Annotated in this window: 17 protein-coding genes; 13 read left to right on the forward strand and 4 right to left on the reverse strand. The window is 72.1% G+C overall.

Annotated elements, in window-relative coordinates:
• Positions 1-98: 98 nt before the first annotated feature.
• Positions 99-1133, reverse strand: a complete 1035-nt coding sequence (locus O7631_RS09465) for a hypothetical protein (RefSeq protein ID WP_278143909.1) — start codon at positions 1131-1133, stop codon at positions 99-101.
• A 71-nt stretch (positions 1134-1204) separates the two neighbouring features.
• Between O7631_RS09465 and O7631_RS09470 the strand changes: the two genes are divergently transcribed.
• Positions 1205-2245: a S66 peptidase family protein gene (locus O7631_RS09470; protein ID WP_278143910.1), complete on the forward strand. Its 1041-nt coding sequence runs from the start codon at positions 1205-1207 to the stop codon at positions 2243-2245.
• A 41-nt stretch (positions 2246-2286) separates the two neighbouring features.
• On the opposite strand, the gene O7631_RS09475 is transcribed toward O7631_RS09470, so the two are convergent.
• On the reverse strand, positions 2287-3198 hold the full coding sequence (locus O7631_RS09475) for a cyclase family protein (protein WP_278143911.1): 912 nt from the start codon (positions 3196-3198) through the stop codon (positions 2287-2289).
• Between the two features lie 768 nt (positions 3199-3966).
• Here O7631_RS09475 and mfd point away from each other — a divergent pair.
• The 4 genes from mfd (at position 3967) to O7631_RS09495 (ending at position 11262) form a co-directional block, all read left to right on the forward strand.
• Complete coding sequence (gene mfd / locus O7631_RS09480; RefSeq protein ID WP_278143912.1) at positions 3967-7596, forward strand: transcription-repair coupling factor; 3630 nt, start codon at positions 3967-3969, stop codon at positions 7594-7596.
• A 162-nt stretch (positions 7597-7758) separates the two neighbouring features.
• Positions 7759-8511, forward strand: coding sequence for a hypothetical protein (locus O7631_RS09485; RefSeq protein ID WP_278143913.1), 753 nt, complete (start codon positions 7759-7761; stop codon positions 8509-8511).
• A gap of 2 nt (positions 8512-8513) precedes the next feature.
• On the forward strand, positions 8514-9518 hold the full coding sequence (locus O7631_RS09490; protein ID WP_278143914.1) for a nucleoside triphosphate pyrophosphohydrolase: 1005 nt from the start codon (positions 8514-8516) through the stop codon (positions 9516-9518).
• Positions 9519-9642: 124 nt separating this feature from the next.
• Complete coding sequence (locus O7631_RS09495) at positions 9643-11262, forward strand: DUF885 domain-containing protein (protein WP_278143915.1); 1620 nt, start codon at positions 9643-9645, stop codon at positions 11260-11262.
• 22 nt (positions 11263-11284) lie between these two features.
• On the opposite strand, the gene nudC is transcribed toward O7631_RS09495, so the two are convergent.
• On the reverse strand, positions 11285-12166 hold the full coding sequence (gene nudC, locus O7631_RS09500) for an NAD(+) diphosphatase (protein WP_278143916.1): 882 nt from the start codon (positions 12164-12166) through the stop codon (positions 11285-11287).
• Positions 12163-12855: a hypothetical protein gene (locus O7631_RS09505; protein ID WP_278143917.1), complete on the reverse strand. Its 693-nt coding sequence runs from the start codon at positions 12853-12855 to the stop codon at positions 12163-12165. The genes nudC and O7631_RS09505 overlap by 4 nt, the downstream gene beginning before the upstream one ends.
• A 213-nt stretch (positions 12856-13068) precedes the next feature.
• Here O7631_RS09505 and eno point away from each other — a divergent pair, with 213 nt between their 5' ends.
• The 8 genes from eno to O7631_RS09545 all read left to right on the forward strand — a co-directional run bounded on the left by eno (position 13069) and on the right by O7631_RS09545 (position 20416).
• Positions 13069-14352, forward strand: a complete 1284-nt coding sequence (gene eno / locus O7631_RS09510) for a phosphopyruvate hydratase (protein WP_269681111.1) — start codon at positions 13069-13071, stop codon at positions 14350-14352.
• 78 nt (positions 14353-14430) lie between these two features.
• On the forward strand, positions 14431-15072 hold the full coding sequence (locus O7631_RS09515; RefSeq protein ID WP_278147896.1) for a septum formation initiator family protein: 642 nt from the start codon (positions 14431-14433) through the stop codon (positions 15070-15072).
• Between the two features lie 34 nt (positions 15073-15106).
• Positions 15107-15664, forward strand: coding sequence for a DUF501 domain-containing protein (locus O7631_RS09520; protein ID WP_278143918.1), 558 nt, complete (start codon positions 15107-15109; stop codon positions 15662-15664).
• Positions 15661-16182 (forward strand): amino-acid N-acetyltransferase, encoded by a 522-nt coding sequence (locus O7631_RS09525; RefSeq protein WP_278143919.1) that lies wholly within the window; start codon positions 15661-15663, stop codon positions 16180-16182. Before O7631_RS09520 ends, O7631_RS09525 begins: the two co-directional genes overlap by 4 nt.
• Positions 16183-16406: 224 nt before the next feature.
• The gene (locus tag O7631_RS09530) at positions 16407-17447 is read left to right on the forward strand and encodes a helix-turn-helix transcriptional regulator (protein ID WP_278143920.1); all 1041 of its coding nucleotides are present in this window, start codon (positions 16407-16409) and stop codon (positions 17445-17447) included.
• Positions 17448-17469: 22 nt separating this feature from the next.
• Positions 17470-18411: a Ppx/GppA phosphatase family protein gene (locus O7631_RS09535; RefSeq protein ID WP_278147897.1), complete on the forward strand. Its 942-nt coding sequence runs from the start codon at positions 17470-17472 to the stop codon at positions 18409-18411.
• A 623-nt stretch (positions 18412-19034) separates the two neighbouring features.
• Positions 19035-19367 (forward strand): PadR family transcriptional regulator, encoded by a 333-nt coding sequence (locus O7631_RS09540; protein ID WP_088986312.1) that lies wholly within the window; start codon positions 19035-19037, stop codon positions 19365-19367.
• The gene (locus O7631_RS09545) at positions 19364-20416 is read left to right on the forward strand and encodes a hypothetical protein (protein WP_278143921.1); all 1053 of its coding nucleotides are present in this window, start codon (positions 19364-19366) and stop codon (positions 20414-20416) included. The genes O7631_RS09540 and O7631_RS09545 overlap by 4 nt, the downstream gene beginning before the upstream one ends.
• Positions 20417-20450: the final 34 nt, after the last annotated feature.

Below are 20450 nucleotides of genomic sequence, written 5' to 3' on the forward strand. Positions count from 1 at the left end.
GCTCCGGGTCGGCGTTTCCGGCGTGATCTCAGCCACCGTGGTCGCTCATTGAGGGGCCGGAGCGTGCCGTTCCGGGGTGGCGGCGGCGGTCCAGCCGCTCATTGAGGGGTCGGAGCCTGCCGTTCGGAGGTGGCGGCGGTGGTCCGGCGACCGCGTACGAGGCTCGCGGTGACCAACCCGACGATGCCGGCCACCGCCCAGAGCGCGAGAGCGATCGCGGGCCAGCCGGCGGACCGCCAGTCGAAGTAGACAGCGGCCTTCGTGAGGTCGTTGGCGAGCCCGGGGATGTTCCACCGATGCATGCCACGCAGCACCCCGGGCAGGAACTCCGGCGCGTAGATGCCGCCGGACCCGGGGTTGCCGAGCACCACCAGCAGCAGGATGACCAGCGCGGTGCCGGCGACACCGAGCCACCCCTGGATGGCGCTGGCGAACATCGCGGCGGCGAAGACGGCCAGCGCGCCGATGGCGGCGATCGTCGGCACGTCGTGCTGCCAGATGTTCAGGACCGGCCCGACCACGACCGCGCCCGCGATGCCGAGCAGCACGCTGTAGACCGCCAGGGCGGCGATGCGTAGTCCCGCCCGCCGCGCCGACCGTGGGGTCGTGCCGGCGGAGATCCCGAGCACTGTCGAGGCGAGGTAACCACCGAGCACGTACCCGACGTTGAGGTAGAACGGCACCACGCCGCGCGGGTCGTCCGGAGTGACCGGCACTCGGTCGACGATCTGCAACGGGGTGCCGGAGCGGGTGGCGGCGGTGCTGAGGACCTCCTTGATCGCACTGGTGGCGGAGGGCCCGGAGGCGCTCGCGACAGTGAGGAGCAGGCCGTTGTCCGGGCCGGTGCTGAGCACCGCGTACACGGCACGGCTGAGCAGGCCGTGCTCGGCGGCGGCCGTGTCGTCGTACTCGATGGGTTTGAGGATGGTGGTCTGGTCGCGGACGGCGTCGAGCGTGGCCCGCGCGCGTTGGTCGCTGGTGACGACGCCGGTCGGCAGGTCGCGCGGTGTGGGCTGGTGCAGTGCACCGACGTAGGCCGCGATGAACGCGGTGGCCAGCGCGAGCGTGCCGATGAGCAGCCCGATGCTGCGCGGCGCCCAGTCACGGTCGCGTCTTTGCGGTGCTTCATCCACATCGAGAGCCTAATGTCCGATCCGCGAGCGGCAGGACGGAAACCGGTTGGCCGGACGGTTAGCCTTCGATCATGGGGACGCCGATCTATCCACCCAAACCGCAGCCGGGCGACCGGGTCGCTGTCGTCTCACCCTCCGCCGGGCTGCCGGGCCTCTTCCCCCACGTGTACGAGTTGGGGCTGCGCCGGCTACGCGAGGAGTTCGGCCTGGAGCCGGTGGAGTACCCGACCACGCGGATCATGGGCGCGGACCCGCGCGACCGGGCCCGCGACCTGACCGCCGCGTTCGCCGACCCGAGCATCACCGCGGTGCTCGCCACTGTCGGCGGCGACGACCTGATCACGGTCACCCCGCACCTCGACGACGACGTGCTCCGGGCCAACCCCAAGCCCTACTTCGGGTACTCGGACAACACGAACGTGCTCAACCACCTGTACCGGCTGGGCATCGTCGCCTACCACGGTGGGTCGGTGCTGGTGCACCTCGGCCGGCCGGGCGCGCCGCACCCGTTGACGTTCGACTCGCTACGCGCCGCGCTGTTCACCACCGACTGGTACGAGTTGACGCCCGCTCCCACCTGGGGTGACCGGCCCAACCCGTGGACCGAGCCCGAGACGCTGGCGTACGAGCCGGAGATGCTGCCCGGCGAGGGCTGGCGCTGGCAGGGGCCGCAGCGGGTGGTGCGGGGGCGCACCTGGGGCGGCTGCCTGGAGATCCTGCACTGGCTGATGGCTGCCGACCGGGTACCGACCGCCGACGAACTGGCCGGCTCCGTGCTGCTCTTCGAGACCTCCCAGGAGATGCCGAGTGCGCAGGAGGTGTTCCGGATCGTGCGGAACATGGGGGAGCGGGGCCTGCTCGCCGCCTTCGGAGCCGTCGTCGTCGGGCGCCCCAAGGCGTGGGACTTCGACAAGCCGCTGTCCGCGCCGGAACGGCAAGCGTGGGGCGAGGCCCAGCGGGAAGCGATCATGCGGGCGCTCACGCCGTACAACCCGGAGGCGGTGGTGGTCTTCGACGTCGACCTTGGTCACACCGACCCACAGTTGATCATCCCGTACGGCGGGGAGATCCAGGTGGACGCCGTCGCACGCAGAATCTCGGTGCGCTACTGATCTCGGTGCGCTACTGACGCGCGGGCTCCAGGCGTACCGCGTCAGGGATTGACGACTGCGAAGGCGCGGACCGGGAAGGTGCCCATACCGGCCACCATCGGTGGGGCCGCGGTGAACCGGAAGCCGGTCGGCGGCAGCGCGTCCAGGCCGGTCAGGTGTTCCACGATCGGGATGTCGGCGGCGAGCAGAGCGCTGTGCGCGGGACGTAGACCTCCAGCCGCCGGGCTCATGTCGTCGATGTTGATCGAGTCGATGCCGACCAGTGCCGCACCCGCGTCAACCAACGCCTGAGCGGCGTCCCCCGTCAGGTACGGCGCCTCCGGCGCGGCGTACTGCTCGGTGCCGAAGTGCACATCCCACCCGGTGTGCAGCAGCACCGCCCGACCACTCACCTCGTACGGGGCGAGCATCAGCCGGTCCACCACCCGGACGCCGGCCGGCACCCGGACCACCACGCCGGGCAGGTCGGCGAGGCGGTCCAGCGGGACGCCGCTCAGGTCCGGCCCGTCCGCCCAGCGGTGTGCCGGCGCGTCGAGATACGTACCGGTGTTGGCGATCATGTCGATTCGGGAGACGTGGAACTCCACGCCCGGGGCGTACCGCTCCCGGGACGCCTCGCGGGTCAGCCAGTCGGTGATCCGGGGTGCCGGCCAGTCGGGCAGCGTGGACATGCCGTCCCTGATCACATGGCTCAACTCGACGAGCCGACGGCCAGCACGGGGCTCGGCGGCCACGCCCCGGCCGCCCTTGTGCGGCTCCTCGATGATCGTCTTCGCGCTGATTTGCACCTCGGCGACCATCAGCAGCCCGAGGTGGCGGACGAACAACGCCGCCAGGTCCTCATCGCTGATGTCCTGACCCGGAATGTCCAGCCGAAACCCCTCGGTACGCAGCCCGCCGCCGTTGGCGAAACTCACCTCCGCGTCGAACTGCGCCCGCCACTGCTCACCCATCCACAAACCCGACCACGTCGGCCGGTGACGGTCAAGATCCGCAGGACGCCCACGGCAGACCGGGTGGCCGCTCCCGCGCGGTGCCGGCGCGGTGCTCGCGCGGTGCCGGCGCGGTGCCGGCGCGGTGCCGGCGCGGTGCCGGCGCGGTGCTCGCGCGGCGCCCGCGCGGTGAAGATCCGCGCAACATCAGGGAACAGGCTGCCTCGGGGCGCCGTGACCCACCACTTTCCCTGATGTTGTGCGGATCGTGCGGCGAACAACGTGTGTGGGATCGGCGCCGTCTGTGCCGGAGGTCTCCACTCTCCAAGATCGCGCAAAATCAAGGATGTAGTGGTGTCGGCGGGTCGGTGAGGCCCCTACATCCTTGTTCGAGCGTGACCTTGGCGGCGGTAGGTCGCCCCAAACCTCGCCCCGGTCCCCTGGGAAGGTCAAGATCCGCGCAACATCGGGGATGTTGGTGTTTCGCGCGCGTGGGAGGCAGCAATATCGCCGATGTTGTGAGGATCTTGGGCGCGGGGCGCGGGGCGCGGGGCGCGGGGCGCGGGGCGCGGGGCGCGGGGCGCGGGGCGCGGGGCGCGGGGCGCGGGGCGCGGGGCGCGGGGCGCGGGGCGCGGGGCGCGGGGCGCGGGGCGCGGGGCGCGGGGCGCGGGGACCTGCGCGGAAGCGGGTGTCTGTCGGTCGACGGAGATAGGCTTGCTGTCGTGCACCCCCCGTCCGGCTGGACGCGGGGCCACCGTCGTGTGCGTCGACTCCCCTGGAAGGATTCCCTTGCTCACCGGTCTGTTCACCGCCGCCCTGGCCGACCCCGGGCTGGCCCGGGCGCGTGACCTGGCGCGCTCCGGTGCCGCCCAGGTCGACGGCCTCGACATCACCGCCCCGGCGGCGCTGCGTCCGTTCGCCGTCGCGGCGGTCGCCGCTGACAACGAGGGCGCCGGGCGGCCCGTGCTGGCGGTGACCGCCACCACCCGGGAGGCCGACGACCTGGTCGCCGCCCTGGGCGGGTTGCTGCCCGCTGATCAGGTGGTCGTCTTTCCCTCCTGGGAAACGCTGCCGCACGAGCGGCTGTCCCCACGCTCGGACACTGTGGGTCGACGGCTGGCCGTGCTGCGCCGGTTGGCGCACCCGGAGGCCACCGACGCGCACGGCGGCACGGGGCCGCTGCGAGTGGTCGTGGCCCCGGTCCGTTCGTTGCTCCAGCCGCAGCTCAAGGGGCTCGGCGATCTGGAGCCGGTGCAGCTCGCCGCCGGTGCGGAGGCGGACCTCGAAGAGGTCGCCCGCCGGCTGATCGACATGGCGTACGCGCGGGTCGACCTGGTCACCAAGCGGGGCGAGTTCGCCGTGCGCGGCGGGATCCTGGACGTCTTCCCGCCCACCGACGAGCACCCGTCGCGGGTCGAGTTCTGGGGCGACGAGGTGGAGGAGATCCGCACCTTCGCCGTGGCCGACCAGCGGACCATCGAGCAGGTTCCGCTGCTGTGGGCGCCGCCCTGCCGGGAGCTGCTGCTCACCCCAGCGGTCCGTGAGCGAGCCGCCGCGCTCGCCGAGCAGCACCCCGAGCTGGCCGAGATCCTCGACAAGCTGGCCGAGGGCATCCCGGTGGAGGGGATGGAGTCGCTGGCGCCGGTGCTGGTCGGCCCCGACTCGCTGGAGTTGCTGCTGGACGCCATGCCGTCCGGCACCCACGTGCTGCTGTGCGATCCGGAGCGGATCCGCACGAGGGCGCACGACCTGGTGCGTACCTCTGAGGAGTTTCTCCAGGCCAGCTGGGCCGCCGCCGCGGTCGGCGGCCAGGCGCCGGTGGACGTCGGCGCTGCCGCCTTCCGCACCCTCGGCGAGGTACGCGCGGCCGCCGGCAAGCTCGGCCAGCCGTGGTGGACGCTGTCCCCGTTCGGATTGGTCGAGGGGGAGACCGCCGAGACGCGGCAACCGTGGGAGGACGCGCCCGAGGAGGCCGCCGTCACCCCGGACGACGCCATCGCGGTGACCCTCGGCGCTCAGCCGGCCCCGCTGTACCACGGCGAGACCAGCCGGGTGGTCGACGATCTGAAGCGCTGGGCCGGTGAGGGCTGGTCGATCGCGCTGGTCTTCGAGGGGCACGGCCCCGCCCAACGGGCGGTGGAGGTGCTGCGCGACGCCGGGCTGGGCGCCCGGTTGACCGAGGAGGTGCCGACCGCGCCGGTCCCCGGCGAACTGGTGGTCACCTGCGGCGCGTTGGGCAGTGGTTTCGTCGACGAGGCGTCCCGTTTCGTGCTGTTGACCGGCAACGACGTGACAGGTGGTCGGGGCACGTCGACCCGGGACATGCGCAAGATGCCGAGCCGGCGGCGCAACACCATCGACCCGCTGGAGCTGAAGGCCGGCGACCATGTGGTGCACGAGCAGCACGGCATCGGCCGCTACGTCGAGCTGGTGCAGCGCACCGTCAACGGCGCCAGCCGCGAATACCTGGTGATCGAGTACGCGGCCAGCAAGCGTGGGCAGCCCGGCGACCGCCTCTTCGTGCCGACCGACCAGCTCGACCAGCTCTCCCGTTACGTGGGCGGCGAGCAGCCGACGCTGCACAAGATGGGTGGCTCGGACTGGCAGAAGTCCAAGGCTCGAGCCCGCAAGGCGGTCCGGGAGATCGCCGCGCAGCTCATCCAGCTGTACGCGGCGCGTAAGGCGTCCAAGGGCCACTCGTTCGGTCCGGACACCCCGTGGCAGCGCGAGTTGGAGGATGCCTTCCCCTGGCAGGAGACGCCGGACCAGCTCGCCGCGATCGACGAGGTCAAGCGCGACATGGAGCAGACCGTCCCGATGGACCGGCTGATCTGTGGTGACGTCGGCTACGGCAAGACCGAGATCGCGGTACGGGCGGCGTTCAAGGCCGTGCAGGACGGTAAGCAGGTGGCGGTGCTGGTGCCGACCACGCTGCTGGTGCAGCAGCACTACAACACGTTCGCCGAGCGGATGAGCCAGTTCCCGGTGCAGATCCGGCAGCTGTCCCGGTTCCAGACGGCGAAGGAGACCGAGCGGACGCTGGAGATGGTCGGCGACGGCACCGTCGACATCGTCATCGGTACGCATCGGCTGTTGCAGACGGCGACCCGCTTCAAGCAGTTGGGGCTGGTGATCGTCGACGAGGAGCAGCGCTTCGGTGTCGAGCACAAGGAGCACCTGAAGACGCTGCGCGCGTCCGTCGACGTGCTGAGCATGTCGGCCACCCCGATCCCGCGCACCCTGGAGATGGCGATCACCGGCATCCGGGAGATGTCCACGATCGCCACCCCGCCGGAGGAGCGGCACCCGGTGCTCACCTTCGTCGGCGCGCAGGACGACCGGCAGGTGGCGGCGTCCATCCACCGCGAGTTGCTGCGCGACGGGCAGGTCTTCTACCTGCACAACCGGGTCGAGTCGATCGACCGGGCGGCGCGGCGGCTGCGGGAGCTGGTGCCCGAGGCGCGGGTCGCTGTGGCGCACGGCCAGATGAGCGAGGAAGCCCTGGAGAAGGTGATGGTCGGCTTCTGGGAGAAGGAGTTCGACGTCCTGGTCTGCACCACGATCGTCGAGTCGGGCATCGACATCCCGAACGCCAACACGCTGATCGTGGAGCGGGCCGACCTGCTCGGTCTGGCCCAGCTGCACCAGATCCGGGGCCGGGTCGGCCGGGGCCGGGAGCGGGCGTACGCCTACTTCCTGTACCCGCCGGAGAAGCCGCTCACCGAGCACGCCCACGAGCGGCTGGCGACGATCGCGCAGCACACCGAGCTGGGTGCCGGCATGTACGTGGCGATGAAGGACCTGGAGATCCGGGGCGCCGGCAACCTGCTCGGCGGTGAGCAGTCCGGGCACATCGAGGGTGTCGGCTTCGACCTGTACGTGCGGATGGTCGGCGAGGCGGTCTCCGCGTTCAAGGGCGAACGTCCGGAGGACGATGTCGATGTCAAGATCGATCTGCCGGTCGACGCGCACCTGCCGCACGACTACGTCAGCGTGGAGCGGCTGCGCCTGGAGATGTACCGCAAGCTCGCCGAGGCGCGCGACGAGGAGCGGCTGGGCGAGGTGATCGCCGAGATGACCGACCGGTACGGCGAGCCACCGGCACCGGTGCAGAACCTGGTGGAGGTGGCCCGGTTCCGCCTGCTGGCCCGCCGCTACGGCCTGACCGACGTGTCCATGCAGGGCAAGCACGTCCGGTTCGGTCCGCTGCCGCTGCCTGATTCGAAGCAGTTGCGGCTCAAGCGCTACCACCCGGATGCCGTTTACAAGCAGGCCACCGACCAGGTCAGCGTGCCCCGACCGACCACCCGCCGGATCGGCGGCGAGCCGTTGCGCGACCAGGCGCTGTTGCAGTGGTGCGCGCAGTTGCTCTCCGATGTGCTCGGTGCCCCCGCAGTGGCGGCGGGGGCGTCGGCCTGAGCCGGGCATCGGCCGGCGCCCCGGGACGTGGCGGCGGGGGCGTCGGCCTGAGCCGGGCATCGGCCGGCGCCCCGGGACGTGGCAGTGGGGGGCGTCGGCCTGAGCAGCGCGTGTGGTGGGGGGCGTCACAGCGGCGTGCCCCGCCGTGAGAGAGTGACCGTCATGCGTGCTCGCCGTCTTGTCGCCGTCACCAGCGTGGCGGTCGGTCTCATCGCCCTCTCCGGATGTCGTGCCGAGCCCGGCATCGCCGCCTACATCGGTGACCACCGCATCACCGACGAGCGGGTTGCCGCCGTGCTGAAGGACCTGCGCGACAAGAACCCGGAGTCGCCCGCCGCGAGTCAACCCGGCCAGGCGGCGCCGAAGCCGACCGGCCCGGCCGACGTGGCCAGCGTGCTGGTGCTGAGCGAGGTGTGCAAGCAGGTCTCCGCCGAGAAGAACTACCAGCCGCGTGGCCAGGTGGCGTCCGACCAGGTCGCCCAGGCGCTCCAGCTGACGGCTGACACGGAGTACGTGCAGCAGGTGTCCGCCCTCTACACCTGCCTGTCCGGGGTGCCGTCCGAGTCGGTCGCGCCGACCGAGCAGGAGATGAAGACCCTGATCGCGGTCGGCCGCGAGGCGGGCCAGATCCCGGCCGGCACGAGCGACCAGGAGGCCGCCAGCCAGCTCGACGGCGACCAGTTGCGTGGTGCGCTGGCCACCCGACGGTCGCTGGTCGAGGCGGTCGAGCGCTACGACGTGACGGTCAGCCCCCGGTACCGCCCGCTGGAGTTCCCGGTGCTCAGCTTCCCCGGTGACATCCCCGCGGTGAGCGTGCCGCTGGGTGAGCCGGGCTCCGACATGGTCACCGACGTCACCACCCCGGAGTCGGTCGACGAGGCCGCCACCCCCGACGACGAGGGCACGGCCAACTGACCATGACGGCACGGATCGTCCTGCTGGTCACGTCGCCCCGGCTACCGGCCGGTCTGCTGACGGCGGCGGCCTGGGACGTCGTACGCCGGCATCCGGTGCTGACCGGCGCGGAGAGCGAGTTGGTCACGGCGGTGCGCCAGGCGGGTGCCGAGGTCGCCGTGGTGGACGGCCCGGCGACGCAACGGCTGCTGGACACCGTCGCGGAGCACGGCACTGCGGTCTGGTTGGCCGGCCCGGCCGGCGACGAGGCCCTTGCCCGGGAGTTGGGCCTGCGGCTGGCCCGGGAGCCGGGGTTGGCCGAGATGGAGCTGATGTACGGCTCGTGGGACCCGCCGGGCGCCCGTCTGCTCGACGCGGTGGCGGTGCTGGACCGGTTGGCCTCGCCGGGTGGTGACCCGTGGAAGCGTGCGCAGACGCACCGCAGCCTCGCCGGTTACCTGCTGGAGGAGAGCTACGAGGCGTACGACGCGATCGACGCCGACGACACCGACGCGCTCCGGGAGGAGTTGGGCGACGTTCTCCTGCAGGTGGTGTTGCACGCGCGGCTCGCCGAGGAGTTGCCCGAGGGTGAGCGGTGGAGCATCGACGACGTGGCCGGTGGCCTGGTCGACAAGATGATCCGGCGCAATCCGCACGTGTTCGCCGGTGCCGAGGCGGGCACGCTGGAGGAGATCACCGAGAACTGGGAGCGGATCAAGCGCGCGGAGAAGGCCCGGAAGTCGGTGCTGGACGGCATCGCGTTGAGCCAGCCCGCCCTGGCCCTGGCCACGCAGATCCTGGCGCGTGCCGCGCGGGCGGGCATGAGTGTTCCGCCGCCACTGGCCGACACCCAGGTGGACGCCGAAGCGAGGCTGGGCGCGAGCCTCCTGGCAACGGTGGCGGCTGCCCGCGAGGCGGGCATCAACCCGGAAGCGGCCCTGCGGCGCACGACCCTCGCCTACGCCGAAGCCCTCCGCACTGCCGAAGTCGCCGTCGAACCCCCACCCGGGGACCCGCTTCGACAATGAGGTTGTTGCCACGACACCCCGGGGCGGACGACGACAACCTCATGATCGACGGGCGTGGGAGGGGCATCGACGGGAGCCTGCGGAACCGGCGGCGTCGTCGGGGGTGATCGGTAGGGTGGGCCGGGTGGAAGCCTTTGGGGTGCTGGCCGAGCGGGTTGTCGAGGCGTTGCTGGAGTCGCGGCCGGGGGTAGCCACCGCCGCCGGAGACCACCGGTTCGACGACCGGCTTCCTGATCTGTCCCCTGACGGGCTCGCGGCCGACCGGGCGATGCTCTCCGACGCGGCCAACGCGCTGTCCGAGCTGGACCCGGATTCGCTCGACGTCGACGAACAGGTCGACCACGCGCTGCTGACCTCCTTCGTGGACCGGGAGCTGTTCGAGCTGACCGAGATCCGGTCGCACGAGTGGAACCCGCTGTGGCACAACCCCGGATCGCTCCTGCACCCGTTGCTGACTCGCGCGTACGCCCCGGCGGAGGTGCGACTGACCCAACTGGCCGGTCGGCTCGCCGCCGTACCGGACGCCCTCGCCACCGCCCGCTCGACGCTGCGCGACATGCCGCGGATCCACGCGGAGACGGCGGTCGGGCAGTTCGCCGGCACGGCCGCCTTGATCCGCGACGAGCTGCCGGCCCTGCTCGCCCAGGCGCGGAGCGCCCTCGACCGGGTCGAGCCGGCGGCCACCGCGGCGATCGCCGCGATCGAGGAGTTCGTCGCGTGGCTGCGCGCCGGCCTGGCCGCCGACGCGGGCCCCGGACGTGACCCCCGGCTGGGCCGCCGCCGCTGGGAGGCGCGGCTGTGGCACACCCTCGACACCGAGTTGGGCGCCGCCGAGATCCAGCGCCGTGCCTGGGCCAACCTGGACCGGGTCACCGCGGAGATCCGCGAGGCGGCCGTCGAGCTGGTCGGTGGCCCGGCCGACGACGCCGCCGTACGCAGGGCGCTGGACCTGCTCGCCGCCGAGCACCCGAACGACGCGACGATCGTCGAGCTGGCCGCTGTGACACTGGACGAGGCGACCGATTTCGTCCGCGCCCACGACCTGGTCACCCTGGTCGACGACAGGTGTGTGATCCAGGAGATGCCGGAGTTCGCCAGGGGTGTCGCGGTGGCCTACTGCGACGCACCCGGCCCGCTGGAGACCGCGGCGGTGCCGACCTTCTACTGCATCGCGCCCACCCCGGCGGGCTGGCCGGCGCAGCGGGTCGAGTCGTTCTACCGCGAGTACAACGACCACATGATCCGCAACCTGACCGTGCACGAGGCGATGCCGGGGCACTTCCTCCAGCTCGCCCACGCGCGCCGCTACGTCGGCGGCACCCGGGTCCGTGCGCTGGCCGAGTCCGGCCCGTTCATCGAGGGCTGGGCGGTGTACGCGGAGGAGTTGATGACGGGCCTCGGCTTCGGTGGCCTGCCGGTGCGGTTGCAGCAGCTCAAGATGCAGCTCCGGATGACCATCAACGCGCTGCTCGACCAGTTGGTGCACGCCGAGGACCTGCCCGAGGCGGAGGCGATGGCGTTGATGACCGGGCGTGGCTTCCAGGAGGACGGCGAGGCGGCCGGCAAGTGGCGTCGCTCGTTGCTCACCTCCACCCAGCTCTCCACCTACTTCGTCGGCTACAGCGAGGTCGCCGAGATCGCCGCCGCCCGCCCGGACGGGGTGTCGGTGCGCGACTGGCACGACGCCATGCTGTCCCACGACTGCCCGCCCCCGCGCCACCTGCGTACCCTGCTCGGCGTCTGAGAAGACGCCGAGCCCGCGCGGTTCAGCGCCGCGCGGCGGTCACTGTCGCGTCGATCAGCCAGCGCGAGATGGAGTACGCGGGCGGCAGTTCCGCCGGCAGCGCATCCACGCCGAACCACTGAGCGTCGGTCAGCTCCCGGCCGTCGACCACCGGTTCGGCGTGCGGGTCGGCGGCACGGGCGGTGAAGCCGGCGAGCAGCACGCCGGGGCCGGAGATCGCCCACGGCTGGCTGCCGAAGTACGCCAGGCGGTCGACGGACAGCCCGACCTCCTCGCCGACCTCCCGGTGCGCCGCCGCCTCCAGCGTTTCGCCGGCCTCCACGAAGCCGGCCACGAGTGCCCACAGCCCGGTCGGTCCGGTGGCGTGCCGGACCAGCAGCAGCTCGTCTGCGTGACCGGCCGGGCCGGGGCGGGTGATCGCCACCAGTACGGCGGCGGAGAGCTGCATCGGGACGTACAGGCCGCAGCCGGGGCACCGCCGCGCGGTCTCGCCCGGCTTGTCGGTCAGCTCGGCGCGGCAGGCGCCACACCACCTGTGGGTACGCCGCCAGGTGATCACCGCCAACGCCCGGCTGGCGAGCGCGGCGTGCGGCTCCGGCACCTCGGCGGCGAGGGACGCCCAGCCGCGTGCCCGGCCGGGGAGGGTGCCGGCGGTGGTGAGATCGGTGGCCCAGGTGGGCACCCCGTCGAGGGTGCCCAGCGGCACCCAGTCGGTGTCGGCGGGCAGGTCGGCGACGCGGAGTGGTCGGCCGTCGGCGCCGGTCAGCAGCTTCGCGCCGGTCACCGGTAGGGCCAAGTCGCCGGAGGCGGGTAGCCGCCCCCGCTCGGCCCCGGGCTGGAAACCGGCGGGTCGTGCCGCGGACGCGGGTGCGTAGGGCCCGGCAGCGGCGGCCGAGTCGGTCACGACCCTCCCGGGCGGCTGTCGACGACCCCGGCGCCGGCCGGCGGGTCGAACGCGTCGTTGTCCACGGTCGCGGAGTAGCGGCTCAGCGCCAACTCCATCGGCTTGCCGTCGACCGGTCCGGTGAAGCTGCCGAGCACACCCTCGGTGGTCACGCAGGCGGTGAAGTCACCGGAGGAACTCTCCACGTCCACACACGCGGCGTGGTGTCCGGCGATCGTGGTGTCGCTCTGCTTGATGACCGCCTGCGGGTCGAGTGCGGCGGTGGTCAGCAGCCCGACCACCACCGGCGGTGTGACAAGCCCCTGCTGGTTGGCTTCGCCGAAGAGCGTCACGGTGGGCTTGCTGCCCGGGGTGGGCGGGGTGGCGAGGGTGCACTCCGGCCGGGCGCCGGTGGTCGTGCACCGGGTGATCGCCTCCGGTGTGACGGTGAGCCGTCCGCCCGGATAGGTGTACGCGGAGCGGGCCGGGTCCTGCGCCTGCACGATCGCGGCGCTCTGGCCGCCGGGCAGCTGGTAGTCGGCCGAGTACGTCAACTCCAACGCCCGGTCGAGTCGGGCGGCGAGGTCGTTGACGAGTTCCGAGCGACCCATGGCGACTCCGGCGTCCTCGAATGTCTGACAGCCAGTGACCGTGAGCGACGCGATGACCGACACGGCGAGCATGCGGAGGGTGGTCGAGGCGGCGGGCATGCCGACCAGCCTGGTGGATCTGGTCCGCGCAGCGCAAACCCGTTGCCGGTTGACGCCCGGAAATCCGGGAATGTCCGTCAGTGCGGGGCGACTCGGGTGCGCGGGCGACGCCGTGCCGTTTCCCGTGGCCCGATACGCTGCGTTCAACACCTGCCTCAGCCGCACCGTCGCGGCCCACCCACGGACCGGATTACAACAACGAGGAGCGACTCAGTGGCAACCATCGAGGGAATCGTCGCCCGGGAGATTCTCGACTCGCGGGGCAACCCCACTGTCGAGGTCGAGGTCGGCCTGGACGACGGCACGGTGGCTCGCGCCGCGGTGCCCTCCGGCGCCTCCACCGGCGCGTTCGAGGCGATCGAGCTGCGCGACGGTGACGCCGACCGCTACCAGGGCAAGGGCGTGGAGAAGGCGGTCTCCAACGTCGAAGACAAGATCGTCGACCAGATCATCGGGTACGAGGCCAGCGAGCAGCGGCTCATCGACCAGAAGATGCTCGACATCGACGGCACCGACAGCAAGTCGGAGCTGGGCGCGAACGCCATCCTGGGGGTCTCCCTGGCGGTGGCGAAGGCCGCTGCCGGCAGCGCCGAGCTGAGCCTCTTCCGCTACCTGGGCGGCCCGAACGCGCACCTCCTGCCCGTGCCGATGATGAACATCCTCAACGGTGGCGCGCACGCCGACTCGAACGTCGACATCCAGGAATTCATGATCGCGCCGATCGGCGCGCCCACCTTCCGGGAGGCGCTGCGCTCGGGCGCGGAGGTCTACCACGCGCTGAAGTCGGTGCTCAAGAAGAAGGGCCTGTCGACGGGCCTCGGTGACGAGGGCGGCTTCGCGCCGAACCTGCCGACGAACGCGGCGGCCCTGGACCTGATCGCCGAGGCGGTCGAGAAGGCCGGCTACCGGCTCGGCACCGACATCGTGTTCGCGCTCGACGTGGCGGCCACCGAGTTCTTCGACAACGGCACCTACACCTTCGAGGGTGCCGCGAAGTCCGCCGAGGACATGAGCACCTACTACACCAAGCTGGCCGACGAGTACCCGATCGTGTCGATCGAGGACCCGCTGGCCGAGGACGACTGGAGCGGCTGGCAGACGCTGACCGCCTCGATCGGCGACCGGGTGCAGATCGTCGGTGACGACCTGTTCGTCACCAACCCGCAGCGCATCGCCCGCGGCATCGCGGAGAAGTCCGCGAACGCGGTCCTGGTCAAGGTCAACCAGATCGGCTCGCTGACCGAGACCCTGGACGCGGTGGACCTGGCCCACCGGGCCGGCTTCAAGTGCATGATGAGCCACCGCTCCGGCGAGACCGAGGACACCACCATCGCCGACCTGGCGGTCGCCACCGGTTGTGGCCAGATCAAGACCGGCGCGCCGGCCCGCTCGGACCGCGTCGCCAAGTACAACCAGCTGCTCCGGATCGAGGAGGAGCTGGCCGACGCGGCGCGCTACGCGGGCGCCGGCGCGTTCCCGCGCTACCGTTCGGCCTGAGACGCTGCCGGGAAGCCCCGCCGCGGGGCTTCCCGACAAACCCTGTAACGCACGAAGCCTCGGGGGAGGGGTGTGACGATGCAGCAGCGCCGCACACCGGGTGGTCAGCGTCCCGCCCGTCGGCCGGGTCAGTCCGGTCGGCCGGGCGGAGGCCGCTCCACGCGGGGATCGGTGCGGGAGGCCGGCGTACGCGCCGAACCCCGTACCGCCGCTGGTCGGGCACCGGGCGCGGCCCGGGGCGCCGAGGGTGTGCGCTCGGCGAATCGTCCGGCCGCCGCTCGGCGTACCGCCGCCGGCGGGTCCGTCAAGCGGCTCGTCGCACCCCACCCCCGTCGCTTCACCGGCCGGGCCACAGTGCTGTTCGCGGTCCTGATCGCGCTCGCGCTCGCCTACACGTACCCGGTCCGGGTCTACCTGGACCAGCAGGCCGACATCGAGCGGATGGAGGCGGCCCAGGCGGCGCAGGAGGCGGAGATCGCCAAGCTCACCGCCGAGGCGGCCAACTGGAAAGACCCGGCGTACATCAAGACGCAGGCTCGGGAGCGGTTCTTCATGGGCGAGCCGGGCGAGAAGATGATGGTGGTGCTGTACGACCCGGAGGGCGCGGCCCGGGACGCCGGGAAGTCGGCCGGTGCAACGCCACCAGCCGGGCCGACCACCTGGTACGACACGCTCTGGTCGAGCGTGCAGGCGGCCGACAGCGAGCAGCCGGGCAAGTGAACCACCGATCAGCGCACCAGGAGAGATGGGCACCGTGACTGTCGTACCACCGTCGGAGCCGGCGGCGGACTCCGTACCCCTGCCGCAGCGGGAGCCGGCGACCGAGGCCGACCTGGCCGCGGTGGCCGCGCAGCTCGGCCGCACGCCCCGGGGCACCCGGGCGGTCGCCCACCGGTGCCCGTGCGGCCTGCCGGACGTGGTGGAGACGACCCCGCGCCTGGCCGACGGCACGCCGTTCCCCACGCTCTACTACCTGACCTGCCCCCGGGCGACTGCGGCGTGCAGCCGGCTGGAGTCGGCGGGGCTGATGAAGGAGATGGCGGACCGGCTGACGACCGACCCCGAGCTGGCCGCCCACTACCGTGCCGCGCACGAGGACTACCTCACCCGCCGGGAGGCGATCGGCGAGGTTCCGGAGATCGCCGGAATCTCGGCCGGCGGCATGCCGGGCCGGGTGAAGTGCCTGCACGTGCACCTGGGGCACGCGCTGGGCGCCGGCCCCGGGGTCAACCCGTTCGGCGACGAGACGTTGGAGCTGGTCGAGCCCTGGTGGGCGGCCGGCCCGTGCGTGGACGTGCCGGCGGACGAGTGAGCGCGCAGACTGCGGATCAGATCACGGTCCGGCGGGCCCGCACCGGGGACGTCCGGGGCATCCGGCGTCTGGTGGACACCTACACCAACGACCGGCGGCTGCTGAGCAAGGCCACCGTCACCCTCTACGAGCAGGTACAGGAGTTCCGGGTCGCCGTCCGCGCCGAGGACGACGTCGTGGTGGGCTGCGGCGCGCTTCACGTGATGTGGGAGGACCTGGCCGAGATCCGCACGGTCGCGGTGGACCCGTCGTGTCGCGGTCAGCGGATCGGGCACCGACTGGTGAGCGAGCTGATCGACGCGGCCCGGGAGCTGGGCGTGGCGCGGATCTTCGTGCTCACCTTCGAGACGCAGTTCTTCGGCGCGTTCGGCTTCCGGGAGATCGACGGCGCACCGGTGCCGCAACCCGTGTACGAGCAGCTGCTGCGCTCGTACGACGAGGGTGTCGCGGAATTCCTGGACCTGGAGCGGGTCAAGCCGAACACGCTGGGCAACACCCGGATGCTGCTGCGCCTGTAGTAGGCGTCGTCAGCTCGACGCGGACGCTGCGGAGGTCGGGGCCGACGAGGGTTGCCCCCGCTCAGCACAAGCTGCAGCCATGACGGTGAGGCAGAGCCCCGTCAACACTGCCACCGTCGGCCGCACGTCGGCCATCCCCCGTCGACCCCGCCGTCCACCCTGGAGGTGGCCGACTCGGGAAACAACCCTTTCGGTCCTGGGCGAAGCAGGGCAGGCTGTCTCCCATGCTTCGCCTCCATCTCGGGTCGGCGGATCTTTGCCGGGTGCGCTTCGGCGACCGGCTGCACCCCGTCGGCACCGCGCTGCTGGCCGGGCAGTGGTTGCGCGACCCGACGGTCGCGACGATGGCGCCGGCCCTGGCCGAGCGAGCGGCAGCCGTCGAGAGCACCGGGACCGCCCAGGCGGCGACCGCGATCCTGCGACACCTGCTGCCGGCACGGGGGCGTCTGCCGGATTTCGTCACGCCCTTCGACGGTGTGGAGTCGCTCACCGCCGGCTTGGAGGCGATCCAGGCCACCCCGGCACGGCGGGTACGCGAGGAGGTCGTCGCCGCGTACGGGGACGTGGCGACGACCCCGCTGCGGCGACGGTTCGCGGCGGCCGACCCGGAGGTGCTGGACCTGTTCGGCGGGGCCGTCCGCACCTGGTTCGACGCCGTCCTCGCGCCGCACTGGTCCGAGCTGGTTTCCGCGTACCGCCAGCAGGTGACCTGTGCCAGCCGGCGGCTGGCACGACACGGCCTGGCCGGCCTCTTCGCGGACCTGCATCCGGCGATCAGCTGGCGGGAGCCGGTGCTGGAGATACGGACGTGGTGGGACGGGGACCTGCCCGGCACCGGTCACGGGCTGCTCCTGCTGCCCTCCCCGCTGGCCGGGCCCCGACCACGGGTCCTGGTCGAGCCGGGTCGCCCCATCCTGCTCGTCTACCCGTCGGCGATGCCCGCGCGTCCGGCCACCGCCGACGGCGACGCCCTCGGCCGGCTGCTCGGCGTCACCCGGGCGCTGGTCCTGCGCCGACTCGCGACCGAGGGTGGGTTGACCACCACTGTGCTGTCGCGGGCGGTCGGCATCAGCCTCTCCTCGGCCTCGGAGCACGCCAGCGCGCTGCGGGCGACCGGTCTGGTGGTCAGCGAGCGGGAGGGTGGGGCCGTCCGGCATCACCTGACGACGCTCGGCGCGAATCTGCTGCGGGGCCTGTCGGACGACCCGCCCGCGACGTGTCCGCCGCCGTGCCGACCCGCCGGATGGTCGTCCGGCCTGCCGTAAGGTTGCTGCCGTGACGACGCGTGTGGCGGCCATCGACTGCGGGACCAACTCGATCCGACTGTTGGTCGCCGACCTGCCCGACGACTCGGCCGGCCCGCCGGCGCCGCTCGTCGACCTGACCCGACGGATGGAGATCGTCCGGCTCGGTGAGGGTGTGGACCGCACCGGTCGGCTGGCCCCGGAGGCGATCGAGCGGACCCGGGTGGCGCTGGCGTCGTACGCCGCCGACATCGAGAAGCTGGGCGCGGAGCGGGTCCGCATGTGTGCCACCTCCGCTTCCCGGGACGCCGCCAACGCGGCCGACTTCACCGAGATGGTGCAGCGCACCCTCGGCGTCGCGCCCGAGGTGGTCACCGGCGACGAGGAGGCCCGGCTGTCGTTCACCGGTGCGGTGCGCGGGCTGCCGGCCGACGCGAAGGCGCCCTTCCTGGTGGTGGACATCGGCGGCGGTTCCACCGAGTTCGTGGTCGGCGACCGGGAGGCCGGGGTGCGCGCGGCGATCTCGGTGGACATCGGCTGTGTCCGGATGACCGAACGGCACCTGCCCGATGACCCTCCGACGTCCGAGCAGGTCGCCGCCGCGCAGGCCGACATCGCGGCCGCCGTGGACCGGGCGCTCGCCGCGGTGCCCGGCCGGGAGGCGGCCACACTGGTCGGCCTCGCCGGGTCCGTCACCACAGTGGTCGCCATCGCACAGGGCCTTCAGGAGTACGACCCGGAGCGCATCCACCACGCCCGCGTGTCGTACGAGGCGGTCGCCCAGGTGACGGCGGACCTGCTGGGTCAGACCCGTGCCCAGCGGTTGGCGACCCCGGTGATGCACCCGGGCCGGGCCGACGTGATCGGCGCGGGCGCGCTGGTGCTTCGCGTGATCATGGAGCGGGCCGGGATGCCCTCGGTGGTCGCCTCGGAGCACGACATTCTCGACGGCATCGCCTGGAGCCTCCAACCAGCCACCCGCTAGCCGCTTGTCGCCCGCTAGCCACTTGTCGCCCGCTAGCCACCCGCTAGCCGCTTGATCGACTCGCCTTCGCCGAAGTCGGGGTATCCCCGTCACCACGACACCCCAACATCGCCGAACCCGAGTCGATCTCGCCGGTCGCGCCCGCGCGCCGAACCCGCGCGCCGAACCCGCGCGCCGAACCCGCGCCGCGCCAAGATTCGCGCAACTTCCCTGATGTTGCTGCCTGCGGCGCGCGGGAGACAGCAACATCCCCGATGTTGTGCGGATCTTTGTCGTTGATCTCGCCGCACGCCCCAAGATCTCGCTCGATCATGGAAGTAGTGGTGAACCTGCGGCGCCGAGGCCACTACATCCTTGATCGAGCACGATCAAGGAGCGTCCGCTCGGCGCTCGGCAGCCCGCGCCGAGGTCCTTGTGCTTCGTGGTCGGCCGTCGCGCCGCGCCGTCCGGGCTCGGCTGTTCGCGCCGCGCCGCCCGCCTTGCGCCGCGCCGCCCGCCGCCCGCCGCGCGCCGCTCCGCTTGGCCGTCCGCTCCGTGTCGCGTTTTCCGCTCGCTGCGCTCAGGTCGGCGTGTTGGGGCGAGATCGTTGACGCTACTTCGCATTGCACACTAGTCTCCAATGCGTGGACACCACACAGTTACTGAAGGGCGTGCTGGACCTGGCCGTCCTGGCCGTGCTCCGGGAGGAGGACGGCTACGGGTACGACATCCTGCGCCGGTTGCGCGAGGCTGGCCTGGAGGAGGTCGGTGACGCCTCGGTCTACGGGACGCTTCGTCGCCTCTTCGCCGCCGGCCTGCTCACCACCTATGTCGTGCCGAGCGAATCCGGGCCGCACCGTAAGTACTACTCACTCAACGCCGCGGGGCGTGACCAGTTGACCCGCTCCGGCAAGCTCTGGCGCTCGTTCGCCACCACAATGGACACTCTGCTCGACGATCGGGGGCTGGCGGCATGACCGTCACGGAGCAGGAGATCACCGACTACGTGGCGCGGGTCCGGGCCGCTCTGGCCGACCTGCCGCCCACTCAGCGCGACGAGCTGACCGAGGACCTCGCCGACCACCTCACCGAGGTTGCCGCCGAGTCCGGGGGCACGCTCGTCGAGCGGCTGGGCGAGCCCGAGACGTACGCCGCCGAACTGCGCGCCGCTGCCGGCGCCGCCAGCGTCAGTGGACGCAACCTCGACCAGCGGGTCGCCACCGCCATGGTCCGGGTCCGCACCCGGCTGCGCGCGATCGACGTCCGACTCGGCCCAGCGCTCGGGTACGAGACGGCGAGCGAGTTCCTCCGATTGCTGCGACCCGCCTGGTGGGTGCTGCGCGGCTACCTGGCGGCGATGCTGGTGACGATGATGAGCACCAACGGAAGCTACGGGCTGCTGCCCCGGTTCGGCGGAGAACTGCTCGCCGGCATGGTCATGCTCGTCGCATTCGTGCTCGCCTCCATCTGGATCGGTCGCCGATCCGCCCGGTTGGCCGGCTGGCCACGATGGGCGCTGCATGGCGGCACGTTCGTCCTGGTGGTGTTCGCCCTCGCGGCACTCGGCCACGTGGAGGACCGCCTCGACCGCGACTACTACTACGACCAGACCTCGGTCGACAGCCAGTACAGCCAGATCCGGGACGTCTACGTTTACGACCGTGAGGGTCGTCTGGTGGAGGATGCGCGACTCTTCGACCAGAACGGCAACCCGATCCGCCTGGGCTATCCGGACTGCGGGAGCCAGATCGACGAGTACGGCAACCCGCTGCTGCGGCCGTACCCGTACTGCCCGGAGCAGGCGCCCTTCGGGCCTCGTGCCCCGGGTGCGACAGTGCCGCTCACGCCACCGGCCGCGCCGGCGACGACGCCGACCGCCACTCCTGGCGGCGGCACCACGACGGACCCGAGCGCCAACGCGGGTACGCCCGGTGCGCCGCAGCCGAGCGAGACGGCCTCCGGCGAGCCCTCGGTGGGCTCCACCGGGACGCCGAGTGGCACACCGACACCGACCGCGACGAGCTGAGTAACGGTGTGAACTGGATCATGCTGATGAAGCT

This window comes from Micromonospora sp. WMMD967, assembly GCF_029626165.1.
In the GTDB taxonomy this organism is placed as follows: domain Bacteria; phylum Actinomycetota; class Actinomycetes; order Mycobacteriales; family Micromonosporaceae; genus Micromonospora; species Micromonospora taraxaci.